This window comes from Paracoccus sp. SSJ, from assembly GCF_030234105.1.
GTDB classification, from domain to species: domain Bacteria; phylum Pseudomonadota; class Alphaproteobacteria; order Rhodobacterales; family Rhodobacteraceae; genus Paracoccus; species Paracoccus denitrificans.
On sequence record NZ_JASSPE010000016.1, the window covers coordinates 95,536 to 116,738 of the forward strand.

At 67.6% G+C, this 21,203-nt stretch carries 28 protein-coding genes, 1 tRNA gene and 1 pseudogene; 16 read left to right on the top strand and 14 right to left on the bottom strand.

Annotated features, from left to right (window positions below; genetic code table 11):
• Positions 1-44: 44 nt before the first annotated feature.
• From QPR87_RS16870 to QPR87_RS16895, 6 genes are all read left to right on the top strand, one after another.
• Positions 45-818, top strand: a complete 774-nt coding sequence (locus tag QPR87_RS16870) for a LamB/YcsF family protein (protein WP_285050514.1) — start codon at positions 45-47, stop codon at positions 816-818.
• The gene (locus QPR87_RS16875; RefSeq protein ID WP_011746668.1) at positions 815-1,606 is read left to right on the top strand and encodes a putative hydro-lyase; all 792 of its coding nucleotides are present in this window, start codon (positions 815-817) and stop codon (positions 1,604-1,606) included. The genes QPR87_RS16870 and QPR87_RS16875 overlap by 4 nt, the downstream gene beginning before the upstream one ends.
• Positions 1,607-1,608: 2 nt before the next feature.
• A complete protein-coding gene (locus QPR87_RS16880; RefSeq protein WP_285050515.1) occupies positions 1,609-3,162 on the top strand; it encodes a 5-oxoprolinase subunit B/C family protein in 1,554 nt (517 codons plus the stop codon).
• On the top strand, positions 3,159-4,925 hold the full coding sequence (locus tag QPR87_RS16885) for an acetyl/propionyl/methylcrotonyl-CoA carboxylase subunit alpha (protein ID WP_285050516.1): 1,767 nt from the start codon (positions 3,159-3,161) through the stop codon (positions 4,923-4,925). Before QPR87_RS16880 ends, QPR87_RS16885 begins: the two co-directional genes overlap by 4 nt.
• A 79-nt stretch (positions 4,926-5,004) precedes the next feature.
• On the top strand, positions 5,005-6,036 hold the full coding sequence (locus tag QPR87_RS16890; protein ID WP_285050517.1) for an AbrB family transcriptional regulator: 1,032 nt from the start codon (positions 5,005-5,007) through the stop codon (positions 6,034-6,036).
• Positions 6,037-6,085: 49 nt separating this feature from the next.
• Complete coding sequence (locus tag QPR87_RS16895; RefSeq protein ID WP_230998446.1) at positions 6,086-6,649, top strand: HutD/Ves family protein; 564 nt, start codon at positions 6,086-6,088, stop codon at positions 6,647-6,649.
• 49 nt (positions 6,650-6,698) lie between these two features.
• On the opposite strand, the gene QPR87_RS16900 is transcribed toward QPR87_RS16895, so the two are convergent.
• Together QPR87_RS16900 and QPR87_RS16905 are read right to left on the bottom strand one after the other, a co-directional pair.
• On the bottom strand, positions 6,699-7,718 hold the full coding sequence (locus tag QPR87_RS16900; protein WP_041530047.1) for an LLM class flavin-dependent oxidoreductase: 1,020 nt from the start codon (positions 7,716-7,718) through the stop codon (positions 6,699-6,701).
• A gap of 11 nt (positions 7,719-7,729) precedes the next feature.
• The gene (locus tag QPR87_RS16905) at positions 7,730-8,704 is read right to left on the bottom strand and encodes a LysR family transcriptional regulator (RefSeq protein WP_104493377.1); all 975 of its coding nucleotides are present in this window, start codon (positions 8,702-8,704) and stop codon (positions 7,730-7,732) included.
• A 119-nt stretch (positions 8,705-8,823) separates the two neighbouring features.
• Here QPR87_RS16905 and QPR87_RS16910 point away from each other — a divergent pair, with 119 nt between their 5' ends.
• Both QPR87_RS16910 and QPR87_RS16915 read left to right on the top strand, forming a co-directional pair.
• On the top strand, positions 8,824-9,768 hold the full coding sequence (locus QPR87_RS16910) for a ring-cleaving dioxygenase (protein WP_285050518.1): 945 nt from the start codon (positions 8,824-8,826) through the stop codon (positions 9,766-9,768).
• Between the two features lie 151 nt (positions 9,769-9,919).
• The gene (locus QPR87_RS16915; protein ID WP_285050519.1) at positions 9,920-10,321 is read left to right on the top strand and encodes a DUF1801 domain-containing protein; all 402 of its coding nucleotides are present in this window, start codon (positions 9,920-9,922) and stop codon (positions 10,319-10,321) included.
• A 31-nt stretch (positions 10,322-10,352) separates the two neighbouring features.
• Here the strand turns inward: QPR87_RS16915 and QPR87_RS16920 are convergent, their stop codons facing one another.
• From QPR87_RS16920 to trpA, 4 genes are all read right to left on the bottom strand, one after another.
• A complete protein-coding gene (locus QPR87_RS16920; protein WP_285050520.1) occupies positions 10,353-10,946 on the bottom strand; it encodes an NADPH-dependent FMN reductase in 594 nt (197 codons plus the stop codon).
• 256 nt (positions 10,947-11,202) lie between these two features.
• Positions 11,203-12,732 (bottom strand): VOC family protein, encoded by a 1,530-nt coding sequence (locus QPR87_RS16925; RefSeq protein WP_285050521.1) that lies wholly within the window; start codon positions 12,730-12,732, stop codon positions 11,203-11,205.
• 12 nt (positions 12,733-12,744) lie between these two features.
• On the bottom strand, positions 12,745-13,362 hold the full coding sequence (locus QPR87_RS16930; RefSeq protein WP_285050522.1) for a glutathione S-transferase family protein: 618 nt from the start codon (positions 13,360-13,362) through the stop codon (positions 12,745-12,747).
• Between the two features lie 113 nt (positions 13,363-13,475).
• Entirely contained in the window at positions 13,476-14,273 is a 798-nt protein-coding gene (gene trpA / locus QPR87_RS16935; RefSeq protein WP_285050523.1) for a tryptophan synthase subunit alpha, read from the bottom strand.
• Positions 14,274-14,402: 129 nt separating this feature from the next.
• Here trpA and ychF point away from each other — a divergent pair, with 129 nt between their 5' ends.
• A complete protein-coding gene (gene ychF / locus QPR87_RS16940) occupies positions 14,403-15,500 on the top strand; it encodes a redox-regulated ATPase YchF (RefSeq protein WP_285050524.1) in 1,098 nt (365 codons plus the stop codon).
• A 341-nt stretch (positions 15,501-15,841) separates the two neighbouring features.
• Positions 15,842-15,931, top strand: a tRNA-Ser gene (locus QPR87_RS16945).
• A gap of 267 nt (positions 15,932-16,198) precedes the next feature.
• On the opposite strand, the gene QPR87_RS16950 is transcribed toward QPR87_RS16945, so the two are convergent.
• From QPR87_RS16950 to QPR87_RS16980, 7 genes are all read right to left on the bottom strand, one after another.
• Positions 16,199-16,462 carry a hypothetical protein gene (locus QPR87_RS16950; protein WP_285050525.1) on the bottom strand — a complete coding sequence of 88 codons (264 nt, stop codon included), beginning with the start codon at positions 16,460-16,462 and terminating at the stop codon, positions 16,199-16,201.
• A 284-nt stretch (positions 16,463-16,746) separates the two neighbouring features.
• Positions 16,747-17,277: a hypothetical protein gene (locus QPR87_RS16955; RefSeq protein ID WP_285050526.1), complete on the bottom strand. Its 531-nt coding sequence runs from the start codon at positions 17,275-17,277 to the stop codon at positions 16,747-16,749.
• A gap of 76 nt (positions 17,278-17,353) precedes the next feature.
• A complete protein-coding gene (locus QPR87_RS16960; RefSeq protein WP_285050527.1) occupies positions 17,354-17,587 on the bottom strand; it encodes a hypothetical protein in 234 nt (77 codons plus the stop codon).
• A complete protein-coding gene (locus QPR87_RS16965) occupies positions 17,584-17,793 on the bottom strand; it encodes a hypothetical protein (protein ID WP_285050528.1) in 210 nt (69 codons plus the stop codon). Before QPR87_RS16965 ends, QPR87_RS16960 begins: the two co-directional genes overlap by 4 nt.
• Positions 17,790-18,140 (bottom strand): hypothetical protein, encoded by a 351-nt coding sequence (locus QPR87_RS16970; protein ID WP_285050529.1) that lies wholly within the window; start codon positions 18,138-18,140, stop codon positions 17,790-17,792. Before QPR87_RS16970 ends, QPR87_RS16965 begins: the two co-directional genes overlap by 4 nt.
• A gap of 2 nt (positions 18,141-18,142) precedes the next feature.
• Positions 18,143-18,316, bottom strand: a complete 174-nt coding sequence (locus QPR87_RS16975) for a hypothetical protein (protein ID WP_285050530.1) — start codon at positions 18,314-18,316, stop codon at positions 18,143-18,145.
• The gene (locus QPR87_RS16980) at positions 18,313-18,546 is read right to left on the bottom strand and encodes a hypothetical protein (protein WP_285050531.1); all 234 of its coding nucleotides are present in this window, start codon (positions 18,544-18,546) and stop codon (positions 18,313-18,315) included. Before QPR87_RS16980 ends, QPR87_RS16975 begins: the two co-directional genes overlap by 4 nt.
• A 119-nt stretch (positions 18,547-18,665) precedes the next feature.
• On the opposite strand from QPR87_RS16980, the gene QPR87_RS16985 reads away from it, so the two are divergent.
• The 6 genes from QPR87_RS16985 (at position 18,666) to QPR87_RS17010 (ending at position 20,855) form a co-directional block, all read left to right on the top strand.
• A complete protein-coding gene (locus QPR87_RS16985; protein WP_285050532.1) occupies positions 18,666-18,920 on the top strand; it encodes a helix-turn-helix transcriptional regulator in 255 nt (84 codons plus the stop codon).
• Between the two features lie 136 nt (positions 18,921-19,056).
• Positions 19,057-19,440, top strand: a complete 384-nt coding sequence (locus QPR87_RS16990; protein ID WP_285050533.1) for a DoxX family protein — start codon at positions 19,057-19,059, stop codon at positions 19,438-19,440.
• A gap of 308 nt (positions 19,441-19,748) precedes the next feature.
• Positions 19,749-19,937: a hypothetical protein gene (locus QPR87_RS16995; RefSeq protein WP_024845426.1), complete on the top strand. Its 189-nt coding sequence runs from the start codon at positions 19,749-19,751 to the stop codon at positions 19,935-19,937.
• Between the two features lie 114 nt (positions 19,938-20,051).
• Complete coding sequence (locus QPR87_RS17000) at positions 20,052-20,348, top strand: type II toxin-antitoxin system RelE/ParE family toxin (protein ID WP_285050534.1); 297 nt, start codon at positions 20,052-20,054, stop codon at positions 20,346-20,348.
• Between the two features lie 2 nt (positions 20,349-20,350).
• Entirely contained in the window at positions 20,351-20,650 is a 300-nt protein-coding gene (locus tag QPR87_RS17005; protein WP_119897728.1) for an addiction module antidote protein, read from the top strand.
• A gap of 13 nt (positions 20,651-20,663) precedes the next feature.
• Positions 20,664-20,855: a hypothetical protein gene (locus tag QPR87_RS17010; RefSeq protein WP_285050535.1), complete on the top strand. Its 192-nt coding sequence runs from the start codon at positions 20,664-20,666 to the stop codon at positions 20,853-20,855.
• Between the two features lie 225 nt (positions 20,856-21,080).
• On the opposite strand, the pseudogene QPR87_RS17015 reads toward QPR87_RS17010, so the two are convergent.
• A pseudogene (locus tag QPR87_RS17015) lies at positions 21,081-21,203 on the bottom strand (IS5/IS1182 family transposase); the annotation flags it as partial.

Below are 21,203 nucleotides of genomic sequence, written 5' to 3' on the forward strand. Positions count from 1 at the left end.
CGGGCCTGCCGCCCCAATTCCCGCCCCGATTCCCGGAGGAACACATGACCCGCAACATCGACCTGAACAGCGACCTGGGCGAGGGCTATGGCGCCTGGAAGATGGGCGACGACGCCACCATGCTGGGCATCGTCAGCTCGGCCAACGTCGCCTGCGGCTTTCACGCCGGCGATCCGCTGACCATCCTTGCCACCGTGCGCGAGGCGGCGGCGCGCGGCGTGGCGGTCGGCGCGCATGTCTCCTATCCCGACCGGGTGGGCTTCGGCCGCCGGCCGATGGACGTGACCCATGCCGAGCTGGCCGCGGACGTGATCTATCAGATCGGCGCGCTGCAAGGCATCTGCGCCAGCGCCGGCACCCGCGTCAGCTATGTCAAGCCGCATGGCGCGCTTTACAACACCATCGCCACCGATCCCAGGCAGGGCGCTGCAGTGATCGAGGGCATCAAGGCCGTCGATCCGGGGCTGGCCATGATGGGCCTGGCCGGGACGCAGATCCTGCGGCAAGCGGCCGAGGCCGGCCTGCCCACCATCGCCGAGGCCTTCGCCGACCGCGCCTACCGCCCCGACGGTCAGCTCGTTTCGCGCCGCGAGCCGGGCGCCGTGCTGCACGACCCCGAGGCCGTCGCCGCCCGCATGCTGCGCCTGGCGACCGAGGGCGAGGTCGAGGCGGCGGACGGCTCGGTCCTGCATCTGCACGCCGACAGCATCTGCGTGCATGGCGACAGCCCCGGCGCCGTCGCCATGGCCGCCCGCATCCGCGAGGTGCTGCTGGCGGGCGGCGTCTCCATCGCCCCGGCTGCGGGGGGCGCGGCATGACCCTGCTTCCCGATCCGGCCGAGGCCCGCGCCGCCCGCCTGGCCTGCCGTCAGGGTGCCCCGCGTCCCACGGCGGGCATGGCGCCGGGGTTCACCCAATGCAACATGATCTCTCTGCCCAAGGACTGGGCCTGGGATTTCCTGCTTTATGCGCAGCGCAACCCCAAGCCCTGCCCGGTGCTGGACGTGACCGATCCCGGCAGCCACCGCACCGCGCTTGCGCCCAAGGCCGACCTGCGCACCGACATTCCGCTGTATCGCATCTGGCGCGACGGCGTGCTGGCCGAGGAAACCCCCGACGCCACCGCCGCCTGGGCCGAGCATCCCGATCTGGTGACCTTCCTGATCGGCTGTTCGTTCACCTTCGAGACGCCCTTGCAGCAGGCGGGGATCGAGGTGCGCCACATCGCCCAAGGGTGCAACGTGCCGATGTTCCTGACCGACCGCGACTGCCGGCCGGCGGGGCGGCTGCATGGCAAGATGGTCGTCTCGATGCGCCCGATCCCGGCCGGAAGGGTGGCCGAGGCGGCGATGATCTCGGGCCGCACGCCGGCTGTCCACGGCGCCCCGGTGCATATCGGCGCGCCCGAGGCCTTGGGCATCGCCGACCTGTCGCGCCCCGATTTCGGCGACCCGGTCCAGATCCGGCCGGGCGAGGTGCCGGTGTTCTGGGCCTGCGGCGTGACTCCGCAGGCGGCGTTGATGGCGTCGAAACCGCCCTTCGCCATCACCCATGCGCCGGGCTACATGTTCATCACCGACGTGCCCGACACGCATTGGCAGGTGTGACCATGCGCTTTCTGCCCATCGGGCCCCGCACCCTGCTGGCGGAACTGGACGACCTGGACCAGACGCTGGCGCTGTTCGACGCGCTCTTGGCCGATCCGGTGCCGGGCGTGGCCGAGATTGTTCCGGCCGCCCGCACGCTGATGATCCGCACCGCGCCGGGCGTTGCCGCCGACGCGCGGCTGGCCGGCGCGATCCTCGCCCGCCAGCCTGCCCCCGGCACACAGCCCAACGCGCGCGCCAGCGAGATGGTCGAGCTGCCGGTGACCTATGACGGCGAGGACCTGGCCGATGTCGCGGCCCATATGGGCCTGACCGAGGCCGAGGTGATCGCCGCCCATCAGGAAACCATCTGGCAGGTGGCCTTTTGCGGCTTCGCGCCCGGTTTCGCCTATATGACCTGCGACGATCCGCGCTTCGACCTGCCGCGCCGCCCGGCGCCGCGGACACGTATTCCGGCGGGCTCGGTGGCACTGGCCGGGCGCTTTTGCGGCGTCTATCCGCAGGAGACCCCCGGCGGTTGGCAGCTGATCGGCCGGACCGAGGTGCCGATGTGGGATCTGTCCCGCGACCCGCCCGCGCTGCTGCGCCCCGGCATGCGCTGCCGCTTCGTGGCGCGCCGAGCCAAGGTTCACGCCTCGGCCGCCATCCCGCAGCCGCAGCCCGAGCAGGGCCTGCGCGTGCTCTCCACCGCCTTTCCTATCGTCTTTCAGGACGAGGGGCGGCCGGGGCAGGGCGGGCAGGGCGTCTCGGCCTCGGGTGCGCTGGACATGGGCGCGGCGCGCCGGGCCAATCGCGCCGTCGGCAACCCCTCGGACACGCCGGTTCTGGAGATCACGCTAGGCCCCGTTCGCCTGCGGGCCGACCAGCCGATGACGCTGGCCCTGACCGGCGCGTCACAGGCCAGCATCGCCGGTCATGCCGTTCCGCACGGTGCAGCCTTTGCCGTGGATGCGGGCGACGAAATCACCATTGCCCCACCCGGCGCGGGCATGCGCAGCTACCTTGCCCTGCGCGGCGGGTTCCGGGTCGCGCCGGTTCTGGGCTCGGCCGCCACCGATACGCTGGCCCATGTCGGCCCCGAGCCGGTGGTGGCAGGCACCGTGCTGGCCGTCGCGAACCATTCCGCCGTCGCCGCAGCCGCGGCCGAGGCCGAACCCGCGTTGCCGAAACCCGGCGATCTGGTGGAACTGCCGGTGACGCTTGGCCCCCGCGCCGACTGGTTCACGCCGGACATGGTGCGGCATTTCCTGACCCAGGAATGGCTGGTGACGCCGCAAAGCTCGCGCGTCGGCATCCGCCTGCAAGGCGATGCGGTGACGCGCGAGGATGCGGTCGAACTGCCCTCGGAAGGGACCGAGACCGGCGCCATCCAGATCCCGCATTCCGGCCAGCCGGTGCTGTTTCTGGCCGACCATCCGCTGACCGGCGGCTATCCGGTCATCGCCACCCTGCGCCCCGAGGCGCTGGACCTGGCCGGGCAAATCCCGCCCGGCGCCCGCATCCGCTTTACCGCCAGCGCCGATTTCGCACCCATCACGCCAGAGAGGCCCGCATGACCATTTTCGCCACCGGCTCCACCCGCCCGATCCGCCGCCTGCTGATCGCCAATCGGGGCGAGATCGCCGTCCGCGTGATCCGTGCCTGCCGCGACGAGGGCATCGAAAGCGTCGCCGTCTATGCCGATGCCGACCGCGACGCGATCTTCGTGCGCATGGCCGACCAGGCCCATGCGCTGGGGGGGGACACGCCCGCCGAGACCTATCTGGATGCCGGCAAGATCATCGCCATCGCCCGGGCGGCCGGCGCCGATGCCATCCATCCGGGCTATGGCTTCCTGTCCGAGCGCGCCGAATTCGCGCAGGCGGTGCAGGATGCCGGGCTGATCTGGATCGGCCCCGATCCCAAGGTGATCGAGGCTTTGGGCGACAAGATCGAGGCCCGCCGCATCGCCGAGGCCGTGGGCGCGCCCCTGGTCGCCGGCACCCCGGGCCCTGTCGAAAGCCCCGCCGAGGCGTTGGCTTTCGCCCGTCAGCACGGTTTGCCCATCGCCATCAAGGCCGCATTTGGCGGCGGCGGGCGTGGCATGAAAGTCGCTTGGCGCCTGGAAGAGGTCGAGGAGCTGTTCGAATCCGCCACCCGCGAGGCGCTGACCGCCTTTGGCCGCGGCGAATGCTTCATCGAGCAGTTCCTTGACCGCCCGCGCCATGTCGAGGCGCAGGTGCTGGCCGACAAGCACGGCACCGTCAAGGTGATCGGCACCCGCGACTGTTCGCTGCAACGCCGCAACCAGAAGCTGGTCGAGGAGGCGCCCGCGCCGTTCCTGACCGACGAGCAGCGCGCCCGCATCCACGACTCGGCCCGCGCCATCTGCGCCCATGCCGGCTATAGCGGCGCCGGAACGGTGGAATACCTGCTGTCTGCCAATGGCACGATTTCCTTCCTGGAGGTGAATACGCGGCTGCAGGTCGAGCATCCGGTGACCGAGGAAACCACCGGCATCGACCTGGTGCGCGGCATGATCCGCGTGGCGCAAGGCGCAAGACTGGCCGACGAGACGGTGCCCGAGCCGCGCGGCCATGCCATCGAGTTCCGCATCAATGCGGAAGACCCGGCCCGGGGGTTCCTCCCCACTCCCGGGCCGGTCGAGGTCTTCGATGCGCCCTCGGGGCCGGGCATCCGCATGGATAGCGGCGTGGCCCAAGGCTCGGTGGTGCCGGGCAGCTTCGATTCGCTGATGGCCAAGCTGATCGTGACCGGCGCGACTCGGCAGGAAGCCTTGCAGCGCGCCGAACGGGCGCTGCGCGAATTCCGTATCGAGGGCGTGGCCTCGGTGCTGCCCTTTGCCCGCGCCGTGCTGGCCCAGCCGGACTTTCGCGCCGAGGACGGGGATTTCCGCGTCCACACCCGCTGGATCGAGACCGATTTCGCCGAGGCGCTGGCCGAGGCGGTCGCGCCCCATGCCCGCGTCGCGCCGGCCGCGCAGGCGCCGCTGTTGCGCCTTGCCATCGAGATCGACGGCAAGCGGCACGAGCTGGGCCTGCCCGCGAACCTGCTTTCGGCCTTGCCCGCCGACGGCGCCTCTGCGGTGCAACCCGCGCCCGAGGCGGATGAGGCGGTGCTGACCGCCCCGGTGCCCGGCACGCTGACGCTGTGGCAGGCCGAGGACGGGGCCGAGGTCGAGCAGGGCCAGGTCGTCGCCGTCATCGAGGCGATGAAGATGGAGACCCGCATCGAGGCGCATCGGGCGGGCAAGCTGACCCGCATCGCCGCGCAGGGCGAGGTGCTGGGCTTTGGCGCGGCCCTGGCGCGGATCGACTGAGCCGCTTTGACATTTCCCGGCGGGCCGTGCCAATTCGGCCCATCGGCGCTTGGGCGCCGGCCGCCCGCCGGGAATGACGATGAACCTGCTGAACCGCCGCATCCTGACCTTTGCGCTGGCCGCCCTGGGCGGCGCGGCCTTTCTGCTGTTGCACCTGCCGCTGCCCATGCTGCTGGGACCGATGCTGGCCTGCCTGATCGCGGCGCTGGCGGGGGCGCCCCTGGCCGGGGCCGGACAGTTCGGCATCTTCATGCGCACCATCCTGGGGGTGGCGGTCGGCGCCTCGATCACGCCCGGCGTGCTGGCGGAACTGCCGGAGGTGGCGGCCTCGCTGCTGTTCGTGCCGGGCTTCATCGGGGTGATCGCGCTGGTCGGTTATCCGCTGTTCCGCCGCGTCTTCGGCTTCGACCACGCGACGGCATGGTATGGCGCCATGCCCGGCGGCTTGCAGGACATGCTGGTCTTTGGCGAAGAGGCCGGCGGCGACATCCGCGCATTGTCGCTGATCCATGCGACGCGGGTGCTGGTGATCGTGACCGTCGCGCCGCTGATCATGACCGCCTGGTGGGGCGTGGACCTGTCGCAGCCGCCCGGCACGCCGATGCGCGCCACTGGCGCGGCCGAGATTGCGCTGATGGTCGCCGCCGGGCTGATCGGCTGGAAGGGGGCCGAGCGGCTGGGCATCTTCGGCGCCTCGATCCTGGGACCGATGGTGCTGACGGCGGCGCTGTCGCTGTCGGGCCTGATCACCCAACGCCCGCCGGCCGAGATGATCCAGGCCGCGCAGTTCTTCATCGGCATCGCGGTCGGGGTGAAATACGCCGGCATCACCCTGCGCGAATTGCGGCTGCATGTGACGGCCGGCATCGTCTATGCGCTGCTGCTGGCCTGGATCAGCCTGATCTTCATCGAGGTGATCGTGCATCTGCGGCTTGCACCGGGGCTGGACGCCTTCCTGGCGTTCCTGCCGGGTGGCCAGGCCGAGATGGTGGTGATCGCACTGATCGCCGGTGCGGACCTGGCCTATGTGGTCAGCCATCACCTGCTGCGCATGATCATCGTCATCGTGCTGGGCCCGGTGGTGGGCAAGGTGCTGGGCCGGCGCAGCTAGGTCCAAGAACAACCATGGCCCGACCGGGTCGCAAGGGGAGAGAAGACGCATGAGCCATCGCATCCTGAAAGCCGCGGACCATCGCCGCATGCCGTGGAAGAACGGCAGGGGCGAGACGGTCGAGATCGCCGTTCATCCCCAGGGCGCGGGGCTTACCGATTTCGGCTGGCGGGTCAGCATGGCGGGGGTAAGCGAGGACGGCGATTTCTCGATCTTTCCGCAGATCGACCGCACCCTTGCGGTGCTGACCGGAGAGGGGATCGAGCTTGACGTGCAGGGACAGGCCAGGCGGCGGCTGACACCGGAATCCGGGCCGCTGGCCTTTCCGGCGGATGTGCCGACCTCGGCGCGGCTGCTGGGGGGACCGATCACCGACCTGAACGTGATGACCCGGCGCGGCGCCTTTACCCATCGCCTGTCGCGGCTGACCGAGGCGGCGGTGGGCGCGCCCGGCTGGCGGCTGGTGCTGGCGACGGCGCCGGTGGTGCTGGACCTTGCCGGCGCGACCGTGGCGCTGGACCAGCTTGACGCGCTGTTTTGCGAGGGGCCGGATGCCGCGCTGCCCGTCGGGCCCGCCGCGGATGCCTGGCTGATCGAGATCGACCGCGCCTAGGGGACGGTGGGCCTGGGGGACGGCGGCCGGCGCCCTCCGCTCGCTGCGCTCAGCGCCAGCCGAGCGCGGGGGCGACGTGGCTCAGCACTGCCTCGATCACATGGGCGTTGTAATCGACGCCCAACTGGTTCGGCACGGTCAGCAGCAGGGTGTCGGCCTCGGCGATGGCCTCGTCCTCGCGCAACTCTTCGATCAGCCGGTCCGGTTCGGCAGTATAGCCGCGGCCGAAGATCGAGCGGGTTTCCTCGATAAAGCCGATCTGATCGGCTTCCTTGCCGCCGCGGCCGAAATACATCCGGTCGCGGTCGTCCATCAGCGGAAAGATCGAGCGGCTGACCGAGACCCTCGGCTCGCGCTCATGCCCAGCCGCCGCCCAGGCCTCGCGATAGGCGCGGATCTGCTCGGCCTGCTGGACGTGGAAGGGCTTGCCGTTCTCGTCCGTCTTGAGCGTCGAGCTTTGCAGATGCATGCCCAGCTGCGCCGCCCAGCGGGCGGTGTCGTTCGAGGCGGCGCCCCACCAGATCCGCTCGCGCAGGCCCGGCGAATGCGGCTCGATCCGCAGAAGGCCCGGCGGGTTCGGAAACATCGGGCGCGGGTTCGGCCGGGCGAAGCCGTGCCCCTCGATCACGTTCAGGAACACCTCGGCATGGCGCCGGGCCATGTCGGCGTCGCTTTCCTCCTCGGCCGGGGTATAGCCGAAATAGCGCCAGCCCTCGATCACCTGCTCGGGCGAGCCGCGCGAGATGCCAAGCTGCAGCCGCCCCTGCGAGATCAGGTCGGCCGCCCCGGCATCCTCGGCCATATACAGCGGGTTTTCATAGCGCATGTCGATGACGGCGGTGCCGATCTCGATGCGCTGGGTGCGCGCGCCCACCGCGGCCAGCAGCGGAAAGGGCGAGGCCAGCTGGCGCGCATAATGATGCACGCGGAAATAGGCGCCGTCCGCGCCCAGTTCCTCGGCCGCGACGGCCAGCTCGATGGATTGCAGCAGCGTGTCCTGGGCGCTGCGGGCCTGCGAGGCGGGCTCGTCCGACCAATGGCCGAAGGACAGGAAACCGATCTTCTTCACGCCAATCTTCTTCACGGGGCGACCTTTGGGGTTGTGGGTTCCTGGGATATGGGGTCGCGGCGTGCGGATACCCAGCCCGCCTGCCATGCCGGGCTGCTCAGTTCCACTGCCAGATGGTCGATGAAGCGGCGCAGCTTGGCCGGCATCGGCTGGACCGGCGGCCAGACCGCGACGATGGGCAGCGGCCTTGTGCCGAAGCCGGGCAGCACCCGCTCCAGCCGCCCGTCGGCCAGCGCCGGGGCGACGACGAAGCCGGGCAGCATGGCCAGTCCCAGCCCCTCGATGGCCATGTCGCGGATCGCCTCGCCATTGTTCATCGACAGCCGCCCCTGCACGAAGGGCGAGACGAAGCGGTCGCGGTCCTGGAATTGCCAGAGCTGGCTGTTCGGCAGGTGGCTGTAGCCGATCACCTCATGCTCGCGCAGGTCGGCAAGCGTCTGCGGGCGGCCCTTGCGGTCCAGATAGGCGGGGCTGGCGCAGGCGATGCTTGCATCCTCGCACAGCTTGCGCTGCATCAGCGCCTTGTCGCGCATCTTGCCGATGCGGATGCCGATGTCGAAGCCTTCGCGCGCCAGGTCGCGGCTGCGGTCGTCGTAGTCGACGCTGATCTCCAGCTCGGGGTTCTGGGCGGCGAAGCGGGCGATGATCGGCCCCAGATGCAGCACGCCGAAGCTCATCGGCGCGGCGACGGACAGGCTGCCGCGCAGGGGTGCCAGCCCGTCCATGTCCCAGGCTGTGCTTTCGGCGGCCGCGATCAGTTCCGCCAGCGCCGGGCGCAGCCGCTCGGCCAGGCGCAGCGCCGCCTCGGTCGGCGTGATGCGGCCGGCATTGCGGCGAAACAGCGCCGCGCCCAACGTGGCCTCCAGGTCGGTGATCCGCTTGCTGACCACGGATTTTGACAGGTTCAGCCGCGCGGCGGCGGCGGTGACGGTGCCTAGCTCCATCACCGTCAGGAAGGTTTCCAGATCGTTCAGGTCATAGCGCATGGCGCAAGCTTACCCGGTCCCGCATCGTTCGCAATGGCCGAACGCGATGTTCGCAGTCGCTCCGGTGGCGGAAACGGCCGCGATGCCCGATATTGGTGCCAAGAGAAAGGAGGCCCATCATGGAGCTGACCGGAATTCACCACCTGACGGCGATCACCGCCGACGCACCCGGCAACAAGCGGTTCTATACCGATACGCTGGGGCTGCGGCTGGTCAAGAAGACCGTCAACCAGGACGACACCAGCGCCTATCACCTGTTCTATGCCGACGGGTTGGCCCGTCCCGGCACCGACCTGACCTTTTTCGACTGGCCGGCGGCGCCGGAACGGCGCGGGACGCATTCGATCAGCCGCACCGGGCTGCGGGTCGCGGGCGACAGCCTCGATTATTGGGCCGGCCGGCTTGCGGATCGCGGCCTGACCCCGGGGCGGGTCGCCGAGATCGACACCCGCGCCAGCCTCGACTTCGAGGACCCCGAAGGCCAGCGTTTCCGCCTGACCGAAGACGCGCAGGATGCGGTGACCGCGCCTTGGGAAAAAAGCCCGGTGCCGGTGCAGCACCAGATCCACGGGCTGGGGCCGATCACCATCTCGGTGCCGGACCTGGCGCCGACCGAGATCGTGCTGACCCATGTGATGGGCATGCGCAAGGTCCGCGACTATGCCAGCCCCGACGGGCACGGCACCGTCCATGTCTACGAGATGGGGCAGGGTGGTCCTTCGGCGGAATTGCATGTCGCGGTCCAGCCCGACCTTGCCGTGGCGCGGCAAGGCGCGGGCGGGGTGCATCACGTCGCCTTCCGCGTGCCGGACAAGCCCGCCATCCACGATTGGGCCAGGCGGCTGAACGAGATGCGCGTCCCCAGTTCGGGCGAGGTCGAGCGCTATTATTTCCGCTCGCTCTATTTCCGCGAGCCGGGCGGCAACCTGTTCGAGATCGCCAGCGATGAACCCGGCTTTGCCGTGGACGAACCGCTGGAGAGCCTGGGCGAGACGCTGTCCCTGCCGCCCTTCCTGGAAGGGCAGCGCGCGCAGATCGAGGCGCGGCTGAAGCCGCTGGACTGAACCGCACCCCCTGACGAACAAGGCCGCCGGAGCGATCCGGCGGCCCTTTTCATGCACGCGGGAAACCGCCTGCCTCTGGCGGCCCTGTTGCCGCATCGGGGGTTTCGCCCCATGCTCCTTGCCGCGACAGGACGGAACGGAGCGATGCGGCATGAGCCAGTCGGAAAAGGGAACGCCTGCCTCGGAATTGATCGATGCGCGGATCAGGGAATTGGGCAACTGGCGCGGCGAAACGCTGGCGCGGCTGCGCGCCCTGATCCACGAGGCCGATCCCGAGGTGGTCGAGGAATGGAAATGGCGCGGCGTGCCGGTCTGGTCGCATGACGGCATCCTCTGCACCGGCGAGACCTACCGCCAGGTGGTCAAGATGACCTTCGCCAAGGGCGCGGCGCTGGAGGATCCCTCGGGCCTGTTCAACGCCAGCCTCGAGGGCAACACCCGCCGCGCCATCGACCTGCGCGAGGGAGAGCGGATCGAGGCCGAGGCGCTCAAGGCGCTGATCCGCGCCGCCGTGGCGCTGAACCGGGCCAGGAAAAAGGGGCGATCGAAGTGACCGCCCCTTCCAACTGACTGATCCGATCGCTTCAGGCGGTTTTCGCGCGCTGTGCCATGGTCGCCTCGGCCCACCAGAGCAGTTCGTCCAGCATGGCGTTCAGCGAGGGCAGCAGGTTGGCCTCGACCTCGGCCATCTCTCCATTGGCGCCCAGCGGCGAGACCTTGAAGAAATCGCCGCCGCCCAGATGCACGGCGTTGCGCAGCGGCACCATCTGCAATTCGACCGCGATGCCGCGCAGATGCTCGATGGCGCGGGCGGCGCCGACGCCGCCATAGCCCATGGCCGCCGCCGGCTTGCGGTTCCATTCCTTGTAGGCCTGGTCCAGCGCGTTCTTCAGCGAGCCGCTGATCGAATGGTTGTATTCCGAGGTCACGAAGACATAACCGTCGAACTCGGCCAGTTTTTGCTGCCATTTCACGGCGCGCGGATCCTGCGACGGCACCCACAGGTTCGAGGCGGCCTCGTCGAACAGCGGCAGGTCGTAATCGCGCAGGTCCACCAGTTCGAAGCTCATGTCGTCGTGCTTTTGCGCGTTTTCCAGCAGCCAGGCTGCGGGCTTGTCGGCAAAGCGCGCGGCGCGGGTCGAGCCGATGATGATGGCGATATGCGGTTTCCTGGTCATGGGTCTGGTCCTTCGTGATGGCCCTGCGGGCCGGTCGCGGCCCTCTTGGTTGAATATCGTGGCCTCAAACTGGCCCTTGCGGGGCCTTCGGACAAGCCAACCGGAATCGGATGCGGCGTTCGAAAATCGGAAACGGCTGGCCCGGGCCGCAGAAAAGGAAAGGCGGGCCTTGCGACCCGCCTCTCCGGCTTCTCTGTTCCACAAATACTCATGCGGCAGTTCGGACAGGCGCGACCTTGACTGCCTGGACTCGGCGTCAGTCGTGGGCCAGCCAGCCGGCGGCCAGCGTCAGATCCTCGGGCTGAAGCTCATGCCCGGCCTCGATGACCCTCGCCTCCAGCGCCGCGCCGCCGTTGCGCAACGCGCGCTCCAGCGCCGGGGCCATGCGGGCGAAGGGATCGCGGGCGCCGGTCAGCATCAGCACCCGGCTGCCGGCCAGGCCCTGCGCGCCCAGCGCCGGGGGATCCTCCAGCACCTGCACGGCGCGCAGCAGCACTGCGCGGCCGATCAGGCCCGGATGCAGTTGCATGGCCGCCCCCAGCAGGTTCGCGCCGTTGGAATAGCCCAGATAGGTCAGCGCGCCAGGGTCCAAGGCGTAGGCCCGCGCGGCTTCGTCGATGAAGCCGGCAAAGGCCTCGGCCTCGGCGCGGATGTCGTCCTGGTCATAGGTCACGGCGTCATGGCGGCGGAACCAGCGGTTGATGCCCTCTTCGGTCGAGCGGCCGCGGACGCCCAGCAGCGTGGCGTTCGGCGCCATGCGATGGGCCAGCGGCATCAGGTCGGATTCGTTGCCGCCGGTGCCGTGCAAAAGGACGATGGTGCTGCCGTCCGGGTTTTCCGGTCGGTGGAAGCGGTGGATGAAATGCAGCTCGCGCATCGGGCTCCTTTCCTCGCCCGGCAGGGCGAATTGCGGCAGGATCACGCGCAGGTCGTCGGCGCGGGCCGCGTCATGGGGCGGAACGAACAGCGTTTCGCCCAGGTGCTCCGGCGCCTCGTCCAGGGTAAAGCTGGGGGCGTCGGTGGCATATTCGAGCAGCGTTCCCGCCGGCTCGCGCACATAAAGCGACAGGAAGTATTTCCGGTCGTGCACGGTGGTCGCGTCGGTATCCTTCAACTCCAGCCGCATCCGGCGCACCGCATCGGCATCCGGCGCGCGGAAGGCGACGTGATCCAGGATGCCGGTGCCGGGAATGCCCGGAAAGAATCCGGTCGCGTCGCGGATGTCGACGGTATCCGTGTCGGATTCCATGCGCTGCACCGCGCCTTCGGTCGCACCGGGGCGATAGCCGAAACGGGCCAGGAAATCGCGCGTCGCCTGCGGCTGCTCGGTCAGGATGGTCGCGCCGCGCAGCCGCGTCGGCGCGATGGGATCGGGCAGGGGCGCCGTCGCGGGCAGGTCCACCCCCACCAGCTTGACGGTCACGCCGTCGGGGTCTTTCAGCCGCAGCACGGTTTCGCCCCGCTCGCGCAACGGCCCCTCGACCGGCACGCGGGCGGTCATGGCGCGGGTCAGCCAGTCGCCGATGGTTTCGGGCGGCACGGCCAGCGCGATTTCTGCCACCTGGCCATGGCCGACCCGGCCCGGCGCCCCGTCCTCCCACACCAGGAAGGTGACGAGAGAGCCGGGCGAGCCGAGCGCATCGCCATAGAACAGGTGCAATTGCTCGGCATCCTCGAACCCGCCCGTGCGCTTGACCAGACGCAGGCCCAGGAAGCCGGCGTAGAAATCGACATTGGCCTGCACCCGGCGGGTAATGCCGGTGACGTGATGGATGCCGGTGGGCATGGGTCTGTCTCCTTATGCGCCCTCTTCGCGGGCAAGGACGGTTTGCACGGCCGGATCGGCCGCGATGCGGTCATGCAGGGCCTGCACATTGGCCCAGCCCTGGGTCCCCTCGGGCAGCAGTTTTGCGGCCCAACGCAGCATCGGAAAGGCATAGGCGTCGATCACCGAGCGGCGGCCCAGGATCCAGTCGCGACCATCCAGATGCGCGTCCAGCAGCGCCAGCCGCTTGCGGACCAGCTTGCGCCCGGCCTCCTGCACGGCCTCGCGGTCGGCCTTGTCGCGGCTGGTGGTATAGCGCTGCGGCGTGAACAGCGGAAAGAAGGCCGGATGCAGGTCGCCGGTGAAGAAGCTCGACCAGCGATCAAGCTCGGCCTGCGCCCGCAGGTCGTCGCCGCCACCCAGTTCGGCCTCGGGGTGCTTGCGCGCCAGATGGTGCAGGATCGCGCCCGCCTGGGTCAGGATCCAGCCGTCATCCTCGCGCAGCACCGGGACGGCACCCGCCGGGTTCACGGCCAGAAGCTCGGCCGAGCCGAATTCGACCGCCACGGCCTCATAGGGCACCTGGGTCCATTCCAGCACGATATGGGGCGCGAGCGAGCAGGCGCCGGCATGGTAGAACAGGGTGGGCATGAAATCCTCCGGTTTGCGATGCGTCCAAGATAGCGTCGCACCGCGTTTCCCCAACCGGCGATGGCTGGAACGCGGCGTTCTGCATCATCGAACGCGCCGGGCGGAGGATCGGTTCAGGCGCTGTGCGCGCCTTGGGCCAGGTCCGCGACGAAGGACAGGATCTCGGGCACCGGGCGGCCCTCGCCGATCAGCTTGACGATGGCACTGCCCACGACGCAGCCATCCGCGACGCCCGCCACGGCCTGCGCCGCCTCCGGCGTCGAGATGCCGAAGCCGACGACGACCGGCAGCTTGGCGGCGGTGCGGATGCGGGCGACCTCTGGCGCGACCTCTGCGGCATTGGCTGCGGGCCCGCCGGTGATGCCGGTGACCGAGACGTAATAGACGAAGCCGCTGGTATTGCGCACCACCGCAGGCAGGCGCCGGTCGTCGGTCGTCGGCGTTGCCAGGCGAATGAAGTTCAGCCCGGCCTCGCGTGCCGGCAGGCACAGCTCGGCATCCTCTTCGGGCGGCAGGTCGACGACGATCAGCCCGTCCACGCCGGCCTCGACCGCCTCGGTGATGAAGCGGTCCACGCCGCCCTGCCGGGCATAGATCGGGTTGTAATAGCCCATCAGCACGATGGGGGTGGCATCGTCGTCCCGGCGAAAGGCGCGCACCATGTCCAGCACCCTGCTGACGCTGCCGCCGGCCGCCAGCGCGCGCTGGCCCGCCGCCTGGATGGTGGCGCCGTCGGCCATCGGGTCGGTGAAGGGCATGCCCAGTTCGATGATGTCCACGCCCGCGCCGGGCAGGCCGCGCATGATCTGCAGCGAGGTGTCGAAATCCGGGTCGCAGCCCATCATATAGGCGACGAAGGCCTTGCCGCCCGTCTCGGACAGCCGCGCGAAAGTGTCGTCGATTCTGCTCATGCGCCCCGGATCTCCTTCATGACCGCCCAGCCCTAGCCCGGCTTGAGGGGCAAGATCAACGGCCCGCCACTGGACTTGGGCGTCATCGCCCCATAATAAGCGCGAAAATCCGGGGAAAAGGGGTGCATCATGGGCTTTCGCATGGGGATCGTCGGCCTGCCGAACGTGGGCAAGTCGACGCTGTTCAACGCGTTGACGAAAACCGCCGCCGCGCAGGCCGCGAACTTCCCCTTCTGCACCATCGAGCCGAACGTGGGCGAGGTCGCCGTGCCCGACCCGCGGCTGGACAAGCTGGCCGGGATCGCCGGGTCCAAGCAGATCATCCCGACCCGCATCACCTTCGTCGATATCGCCGGCCTGGTGAAGGGCGCGAGCAAGGGCGAGGGCCTGGGCAACCAGTTCCTGGCCAATATCCGCGAGGTCGATGCCATCGCCCATGTCCTGCGCTGTTTCGAGGACGGCGACGTGACCCATGTCGAGGGCCGCGTCGACCCCATCGCCGATGCCGAGACCATCGAGACCGAGCTGATGATCGCCGACCTCGAATCCATCGAACGTCGGCTGGCCAACATCCAGCGCAAGCTGAAGGGCGGCGACAAGGAGGCGGTGGCACAGGAAAAGCTGCTGAAGGCCGCGCAGGCCGCTCTGGAATCCGGCAAGCCCGCCCGCACCGTGCAGGTCGCGGACGAGGATCGGAAAGCCTGGGACATGCTGCAACTGCTGACCGCCAAGCCTGTCCTGTTCGTCTGCAATGTCGAGGAAGACAAGGCCGCCACCGGCAACAGCCAGTCCGAGCGCGTGGCGCAGATGGCGGCCGAGCAGGGCGCCGGCCATGTGGTGATCTCCGCCAAGATCGAGGAAGAGATCAGCCAGCTTCCCGCCGAGGAAGCGGGGATGTTCCTGGAGGAGATGGGCCTGCACGAGGCGGGCCTCGACCGGCTGATCCGCGAGGGCTACAAGCTTCTGGGTCTTGAGACCTATTTCACCGTCGGCCCCAAGGAGGCCCGCGCCTGGACCATCCACCAGGGCACGCTGGCCCCGGCGGCGGCGGGCGTGATCCACGGCGATTTCGAGCGCGGCTTCATCCGCGCCGAGACCATCGCCTATGACGACTACGTCACCTACAAGGGCGAGGCCGGCGCGCGCGAGGCCGGCAAGTTCCGCGTCGAAGGCAAGTCCTATGAGGTGCAGGACGGCGACGTGCTGCATTTCCTGTTCAACGCCTGATTTCATACCGTTTTCGGTGGCTGGAAAGGGCGGCTGTGCCGCAGCGCCGCGGCCCTTTCGTGCAACGGATAAGGCGCCGGTGCGGCAAAGCGTCCGGGGCCTGTCCTGCGCGGCGGATATGCGGTCCTCGTGGCCCGGCCGCGCTGTCTGATGCCCCTTATGCGCCGTGGTCCGGGCGCGACGGTTGCGCCCCGCGCCTGCGAGCGGGGCGAGCCGTGGAGGGGGCTGCCCGACCTGCCTTGACCCGTCTTTTTGCGGGGTGCGGCGAATTTTCGTCAAACCGCCTGGCCCGTGCGATTTGCCCTTGTTTTTCCTGCCTGTCGCCTGCTAGACCCCGCAGCGGAGACGTGGCCGAGTGGTCGAAGGCACACCCCTGCTAAGGGTGCAGGCGGGAAACCGCCTCGAGGGTTCGAATCCCTTCGTCTCCGCCATCTCCATTTGATATTTATATGAAAAATCGCCATTTAGGCGGAATACCCGCCATAATGCCCGCCTTTATATTTGCGGTTGGCTGCTACCGATTGCGGTCGTGAGTGATGTGGATTCGCCACGCGGTGGAATAGATTAGAGCCAGCCTCTGCCCCGCCCGCGCGATCTGTCGCTGGGCCGTGAGCGCACCAGGACGGTTGCCCCGTGGCGGCTGCTTCCGATCTGCCCGGCGGCAATCCAGTTCATCACCGTGCGGCGTGGCCCGCCGTTCAGCTATCACAGGCACAGCCCGCGCCTTTGCGGCATTGCTTGTCGCGGCTGATACAGCTGTCACCGCAGGCTTTGCCCTTGCTGCACATCTTGCAGCAGGCGGCATCCAGAAGGGCCGCATCAGGGCCTCCGAGGTCCAGCAGGCGCTGCCGGGCGTCCTGGATGTCCTCTGTCATCAAGGCGCCGAGGACGGGCACGGCGCCGTCATCCGCAAACGAGGGCAGGGAAAAGCAGACGAGGAAAGCAATGAGGAAATGGCGCATTGGACTTCTTAACGATTTATTAACCTTTTCCTGATAAGTGGCTTTCCGCCGATTCGCCAAGAAGCAAGGGCAGTCGTCTGGGCCTCTGGATCAGGGGTTCCACGTCGAACTGACAAACTGACAGAACTGACAAAACCTCCCCGGCTCGCCTTAAGAGCGCATGCCGCCGTGCGACACTCCCGGAATTCTCCCGCCCAAGCGAAAGCCCCCGCATGATGCGACGGCTCGCGTCGGCCAATGCGCTCATGTTCACCCCCTTCCGGGTTGGGCCGAGAAATCAGCGGTCAGGCATGCCACGGCGACGGCGCGGCGCTACGAGACCCCGAGGTCGCCAGCACCAGCGGCGGCTCCTTGGGAAAGGACCGGATATCGAACCACTTGAAGCAGGTGCCGTCCATGTTCACCCGGTCGCCCGACGAGATGGGATAGCCGTTCGAGGCATGACGGATCAGCCCGGCCCGGAACGCCCGCAGGTCCAGGAGCCACCACAGGTCAAAGCCCGTCCCGGCCGCATTGGCGTGGCCGTAGAACAGCCAGTCGCCCTCGCCGTTCACAATCTTGGCCAGCTCGGTGGGGTTGCCCGAGGGCAGGCGCGAGCGGATGGTGAAGTCGTAGGGATAGCGGCCGGCGTAGCCATGGCGCCGCACCCTGGCAGCGATGCGCATGTCCCGGCCGTCCAACATCAGCAGGTCTGTGGCATGGCGGGTATCGAGGTAATCCGGCGCGACCCGCAGCAGATGCGCGCCGACGATGCGGCGGATCTCCGGGATGAAGCGATCCGACCAGTGCCGGTTGATCGAATAGGCCGTGTCCATGCAGATGCGCCCTCGCGCCGGTTGAAGATGGGGGTGAAGGAATGGAGGCGCCCGACCAGTGCCGGGCGCGGTCGTATCAGGCGACGAGTTCGCGGGTCTCGGTCCGATGGGCGGCAAACTCGGCATCGTGCAGTTCCTGCGCCCTCTTGACGCGATCCGCGACGACCTGGATCAGACTGAGAATGCCCGAGGCGATTGGCTCGTTGTCCCGCGTCAAATAGTCGAACGCTGCTGTCTCCAAGGCACATAGCAGCGCCCCGATGGTGTGAACCTCGGCCTCGGTATCGCAATGCGCGCTGAAATAACTCATGCTATGGCCCCCTTCGGCAGGTTTACGATGTCCAGACCGTTGTTCAGACCACGGCTGAGGTTGAACGCCTTTTCCGCCAGCTCAGTCATCAGAGCGCGGGCGTCTTCCTCGTCGCGGGTGGACAGGGCGCGCATGGCCTGGGCGATTGCTTCAAGAGCAGCAGCGTCGTCCTGCATCTTGTCCAGATAGGTTTCGAGCGCGCTCATGCTGCGCCCCCGATCAGCGCGCGGGCCTCAGCCCAGATCGGCTGGCTGATCGGGTTCCCCGACTCAAGGTCGCCGTCACCGAAGTTCGTCCAGGCGATAATCTTGATCAGAACGTCCCTTTCGTTCTGGCTCGGGGTCTGCATAAGGCGCTGCTCAACCTGCCAGCGCTCGATAAGAGCCTTCTCGAACGCCTCATCGTCAGTCTGACTGTGGGCGAACTCGTTGACCCGTTTCCATTCCGAGAACACCCGCATCACCGGGGTTTCCTCGGCCGCGACCGCAGCCACCGGCACAGCGCCCGCCGCCAAGGCCACAGGCGCCAGTCTCATCAGATCACGACGTTTCATCGTCAGTTCTCCTTCTCAAAAGATTGATCCGCCGCCAGTTCGCGCAGGGCGAGTTCCAACGGCAGCAACGGGATGGCCAGCACCGCGCCCTGCGCCTGAGCCTCGGCCACGGTGATGAAACCGCGGATCAGCGCGGCCGCGCGATGATGCCGGTCATGGACAGCGGCGGCGCTCATGCCTCACCGCCCAGCCGCGCGAGACGGCGGTGCGAGGCCCGGATGGCGTCTCGCTGGAAACGCACGGCTTCGCGGACAGAGCGCAGATCGCCTGGGCCCGTCTCGACCTCATCCAGGGCCAGTCGCAGCCGCTCTGCGATGAAGGCGCGCTCCGTTGCCGGCAGGACGGATCCTGCACGGCCGTTCAGACATGCGGGCTCAGTCGCCCCTTTCAGGTCGTTGTCGATCATCTGTCATACTCCTGGGCGCTGTCGTGCGGATGACGCCGCACACCACCAACTGATAACTATCTATCACTAGACAAAACTGATAGCAAGTGCATCAGTGATAAAAAGTTATCGGAGAGGCAATGAAGGCAAGAATCAAGGCTGCACGTGATTTGCTAGGATTGACGCAGGCTGAACTTTGCGAAGCCGCTGGCGTGCCGCTCATCACCCTTCGCAGGGTGGAGGGCAAACCAGACCACGCCGGCCTTGTTTCAGTGGATGCAGTGCAGCGCATCGTTGCGGCCCTTGAGGCCCAGGGCGTGCAGTTCCTCGAAAGCGGGCAAGTCGCAGCGGGGCCTGGGGTGGCCATGAGGGCTGATGGGCCCGATACGGATTAAAACCGTGCGGCTTTGCATCGCAGCGCCCCTCGAAGATCAATGCGATTGCTTTGCGCTCCGCCCTTCATCCTGCTTGCATTCTGACGAATGCTGCCATCCACTGTCCGCAGCATCAACCCAAAGATGAGGGACGGTGATGACTGACAAGCTTTCGGCGCTACAGCCCTATGCAATCGGGGCCCTGCGCATCGTCGCCGGACTGCTCTATTTCGAGCATGGAACCCAGAAGCTGTTCGGCATCCCCATCCCCGGCCCCGAGACCTTCGGCATGCTGTCGCTCGTCTCCGGGCTGCTGGAGGTTATCGGCGGCGCACTGATCATCCTCGGCCTGTTCACCCGGCCGGTGGCATTCGTCCTGTCCGGGCACATGGCCTTCGCCTATTGGATGGCGCATGCCCCGAAGAGCGTATTCCCCGTGGCCAACGGCGGCGATGCAGCCATCCTGTTCTGCTTCGTTTTCCTGTTGCTCGTGACCACCGGTGCCGGGGTGCTGTCCATAGACCGGATCAAGGGCCGCTGAGAAGCTCTGCTGAAGCATCCCGTCTCCGGCGCGATTAGACGCGCTGGGGGCGCAACGCCATAACCCAAGGCGGGCTCAACCAGGCCGCAGCAACCCCTGTCAGTGGAGCGTTCAGACCACGCCCGCGGTGATGACCGCCAACGCGACGGACGTCAGCGGCGGGAAGGCGAACACTGAAAGCAAGGTATTCCCTGACACCGAAGCTTCGAAATCCCCCAGATCCGTTGAAAATGTCTCGCCCTTCCGCTGCCTGCACATCACACCAACCGTGGGGCAGGATCGGGCAGAGTTCGGAGAGGGATGAAACGATGGAAAGCAACGACAAACGTGGTGAGGCGCTCCGGGCGTTCGTGATGGACTTGCTCCTGAGTTCGCCGTTGCTGCGGCCGGGGCGCGAGCATGAGACTGCCCGATCCTACCAGGACAAGGCGGCCGTCTCGCACCCCGAGGTGGCGCGCGTTCTTCGCGAGGCCGCTGACCGCTTGCTCCATGGGTGACACCGCCGCGATCCATCCCCGCTACCGTGCATTGGCGCTGGCCCCTCAAAAGCGGCAGCCAAGGCACCATCCTGCTGCCCTTGATTTCGTGTAGCCTGTAAGCTACATACAATCATGATTGAGATCCGCCAGACAGACACCTTCCGGGAATGGCTGCTTTCCCTTCGCGATGCACGGGCCAAGCAGAAGATTGCCAGCCGTATCCAGCGGCTGCGGTTCGGAAACCCCGGAGACGTGAAGCCGGTTGGCGCTGGCGTAAGCGAGATGCGCATCAACGAGGGGCCCGGCTATAGGGTCTATTTCGTTCAGCGCGGATCGGTGCTGGTCGTGCTTTTGTGCGGCGGCACCAAGAGCCGCCAGCAGGCGGATATTGAACAAGCTAAGCGGCTTGCCGCAGAGATGGAGGGTTGAGCATGGCACTGGAAACCACGGCCTTTGACCCGGCCGAATACCTCGACAACGACGAGGCGATTGCAGGCTACCTGTCCGATGCCCTGGAAACCGGGGACGGGGCGTTCATCGCGGATGCGCTGGGCGTGGTCGCGCGCGCCAAGGGCATGAAGCAAATCGCCGAAGATGCCGGGCTGTCGCGCGAAAGCCTCTACCGGGCCTTGAGCGAGAAGGGCAATCCCGAGTTCAGTACCGTCCTGAAGGTGGTGGCGGCGCTGGGTCTGCGGCTCTCGGCCATCCCTGTGCATCACCCGGCAGAGTGAGCATTGCTGAGCGATGACCGACCAAACCGCCGAGGAAGCCCTGCGCGCCGCGCTGCTGGAGACGCTGGTGAACATGGGAACGGTGCTGCTGACGACCCCGGAAGGGCGGGCCGAGGCGGCGCGGTCGATGCTGGAACAGGCCGAGCGGGCGCACCCCGCGGTGGCCGCGGTGTTCAGGGAGGCGGCGGAGAGGGTGAGGGGCTAGCAAGGTGATCACTGTTTCATTGCCATTCGGCCTGAAGGTTCGGCCAGTGATTGACGCCCTCCACCTATCTGGGGTCAATATTCAGTCCCCCGGACCAGAGATTTGCTTTGATTTCAGACGGGTTAGCTTTGCAGATCCCACCGGCATTGTTTTGCTGCATAATTTGACACGATACCTAAGCAGCCGAGGCGTTCGCGTATTCTATAGTCAACTTGCCGGCTTAGGTCATGTTGACAAATGGCGGAGCCAGAGGCGGATGGATGTGATGTCGATGAAGCCACGGAAGCTTTCGGCGGTTTTGTCGTAGCGATTAGCGACGCGGCGAGCATTCTTGAGCCTGTTGAAGCA

Excerpts from the sequence above, each read along its gene's own strand:
- ychF (WP_285050524.1), top strand. The coding sequence starts at position 14,403 with ATGGGCTTTCGCATGGGGATCGTCGGCCTGCCGAACGTGGGCAAGTCG.
- trpA (WP_285050523.1), bottom strand. The coding sequence starts at position 14,273 with ATGAGCAGAATCGACGACACTTTCGCGCGGCTGTCCGAGACGGGCGGC.
- QPR87_RS16970 (WP_285050529.1), bottom strand. The coding sequence starts at position 18,140 with ATGAAACGTCGTGATCTGATGAGACTGGCGCCTGTGGCCTTGGCGGCG.
- QPR87_RS16950 (WP_285050525.1), bottom strand. The coding sequence starts at position 16,462 with ATGCGCCATTTCCTCATTGCTTTCCTCGTCTGCTTTTCCCTGCCCTCG.
- QPR87_RS16975 (WP_285050530.1), bottom strand. The coding sequence starts at position 18,316 with ATGAGCGCCGCCGCTGTCCATGACCGGCATCATCGCGCGGCCGCGCTG.
- QPR87_RS16965 (WP_285050528.1), bottom strand. The coding sequence starts at position 17,793 with ATGAGCGCGCTCGAAACCTATCTGGACAAGATGCAGGACGACGCTGCT.
- QPR87_RS16890 (WP_285050517.1), top strand. The coding sequence starts at position 5,005 with ATGAACCTGCTGAACCGCCGCATCCTGACCTTTGCGCTGGCCGCCCTG.
- QPR87_RS17010 (WP_285050535.1), top strand. The coding sequence starts at position 20,664 with ATGACCGACCAAACCGCCGAGGAAGCCCTGCGCGCCGCGCTGCTGGAG.
- QPR87_RS16985 (WP_285050532.1), top strand. The coding sequence starts at position 18,666 with ATGAAGGCAAGAATCAAGGCTGCACGTGATTTGCTAGGATTGACGCAG.
- QPR87_RS16920 (WP_285050520.1), bottom strand. The coding sequence starts at position 10,946 with ATGACCAGGAAACCGCATATCGCCATCATCATCGGCTCGACCCGCGCC.
- QPR87_RS16910 (WP_285050518.1), top strand. The coding sequence starts at position 8,824 with ATGGAGCTGACCGGAATTCACCACCTGACGGCGATCACCGCCGACGCA.
- QPR87_RS17000 (WP_285050534.1), top strand. The coding sequence starts at position 20,052 with ATGATTGAGATCCGCCAGACAGACACCTTCCGGGAATGGCTGCTTTCC.
- QPR87_RS16990 (WP_285050533.1), top strand. The coding sequence starts at position 19,057 with ATGACTGACAAGCTTTCGGCGCTACAGCCCTATGCAATCGGGGCCCTG.
- QPR87_RS16930 (WP_285050522.1), bottom strand. The coding sequence starts at position 13,362 with ATGCCCACCCTGTTCTACCATGCCGGCGCCTGCTCGCTCGCGCCCCAT.
- QPR87_RS16875 (WP_011746668.1), top strand. The coding sequence starts at position 815 with ATGACCCTGCTTCCCGATCCGGCCGAGGCCCGCGCCGCCCGCCTGGCC.
- QPR87_RS16905 (WP_104493377.1), bottom strand. The coding sequence starts at position 8,704 with ATGCGCTATGACCTGAACGATCTGGAAACCTTCCTGACGGTGATGGAG.
- QPR87_RS16960 (WP_285050527.1), bottom strand. The coding sequence starts at position 17,587 with ATGAGTTATTTCAGCGCGCATTGCGATACCGAGGCCGAGGTTCACACC.
- QPR87_RS16980 (WP_285050531.1), bottom strand. The coding sequence starts at position 18,546 with ATGATCGACAACGACCTGAAAGGGGCGACTGAGCCCGCATGTCTGAAC.
- QPR87_RS16995 (WP_024845426.1), top strand. The coding sequence starts at position 19,749 with ATGGAAAGCAACGACAAACGTGGTGAGGCGCTCCGGGCGTTCGTGATG.
- QPR87_RS16895 (WP_230998446.1), top strand. The coding sequence starts at position 6,086 with ATGAGCCATCGCATCCTGAAAGCCGCGGACCATCGCCGCATGCCGTGG.
- QPR87_RS16885 (WP_285050516.1), top strand. The coding sequence starts at position 3,159 with ATGACCATTTTCGCCACCGGCTCCACCCGCCCGATCCGCCGCCTGCTG.
- QPR87_RS16915 (WP_285050519.1), top strand. The coding sequence starts at position 9,920 with ATGAGCCAGTCGGAAAAGGGAACGCCTGCCTCGGAATTGATCGATGCG.
- QPR87_RS16870 (WP_285050514.1), top strand. The coding sequence starts at position 45 with ATGACCCGCAACATCGACCTGAACAGCGACCTGGGCGAGGGCTATGGC.
- QPR87_RS16925 (WP_285050521.1), bottom strand. The coding sequence starts at position 12,732 with ATGCCCACCGGCATCCATCACGTCACCGGCATTACCCGCCGGGTGCAG.
- QPR87_RS17005 (WP_119897728.1), top strand. The coding sequence starts at position 20,351 with ATGGCACTGGAAACCACGGCCTTTGACCCGGCCGAATACCTCGACAAC.
- QPR87_RS16880 (WP_285050515.1), top strand. The coding sequence starts at position 1,609 with ATGCGCTTTCTGCCCATCGGGCCCCGCACCCTGCTGGCGGAACTGGAC.
- QPR87_RS16955 (WP_285050526.1), bottom strand. The coding sequence starts at position 17,277 with ATGGACACGGCCTATTCGATCAACCGGCACTGGTCGGATCGCTTCATC.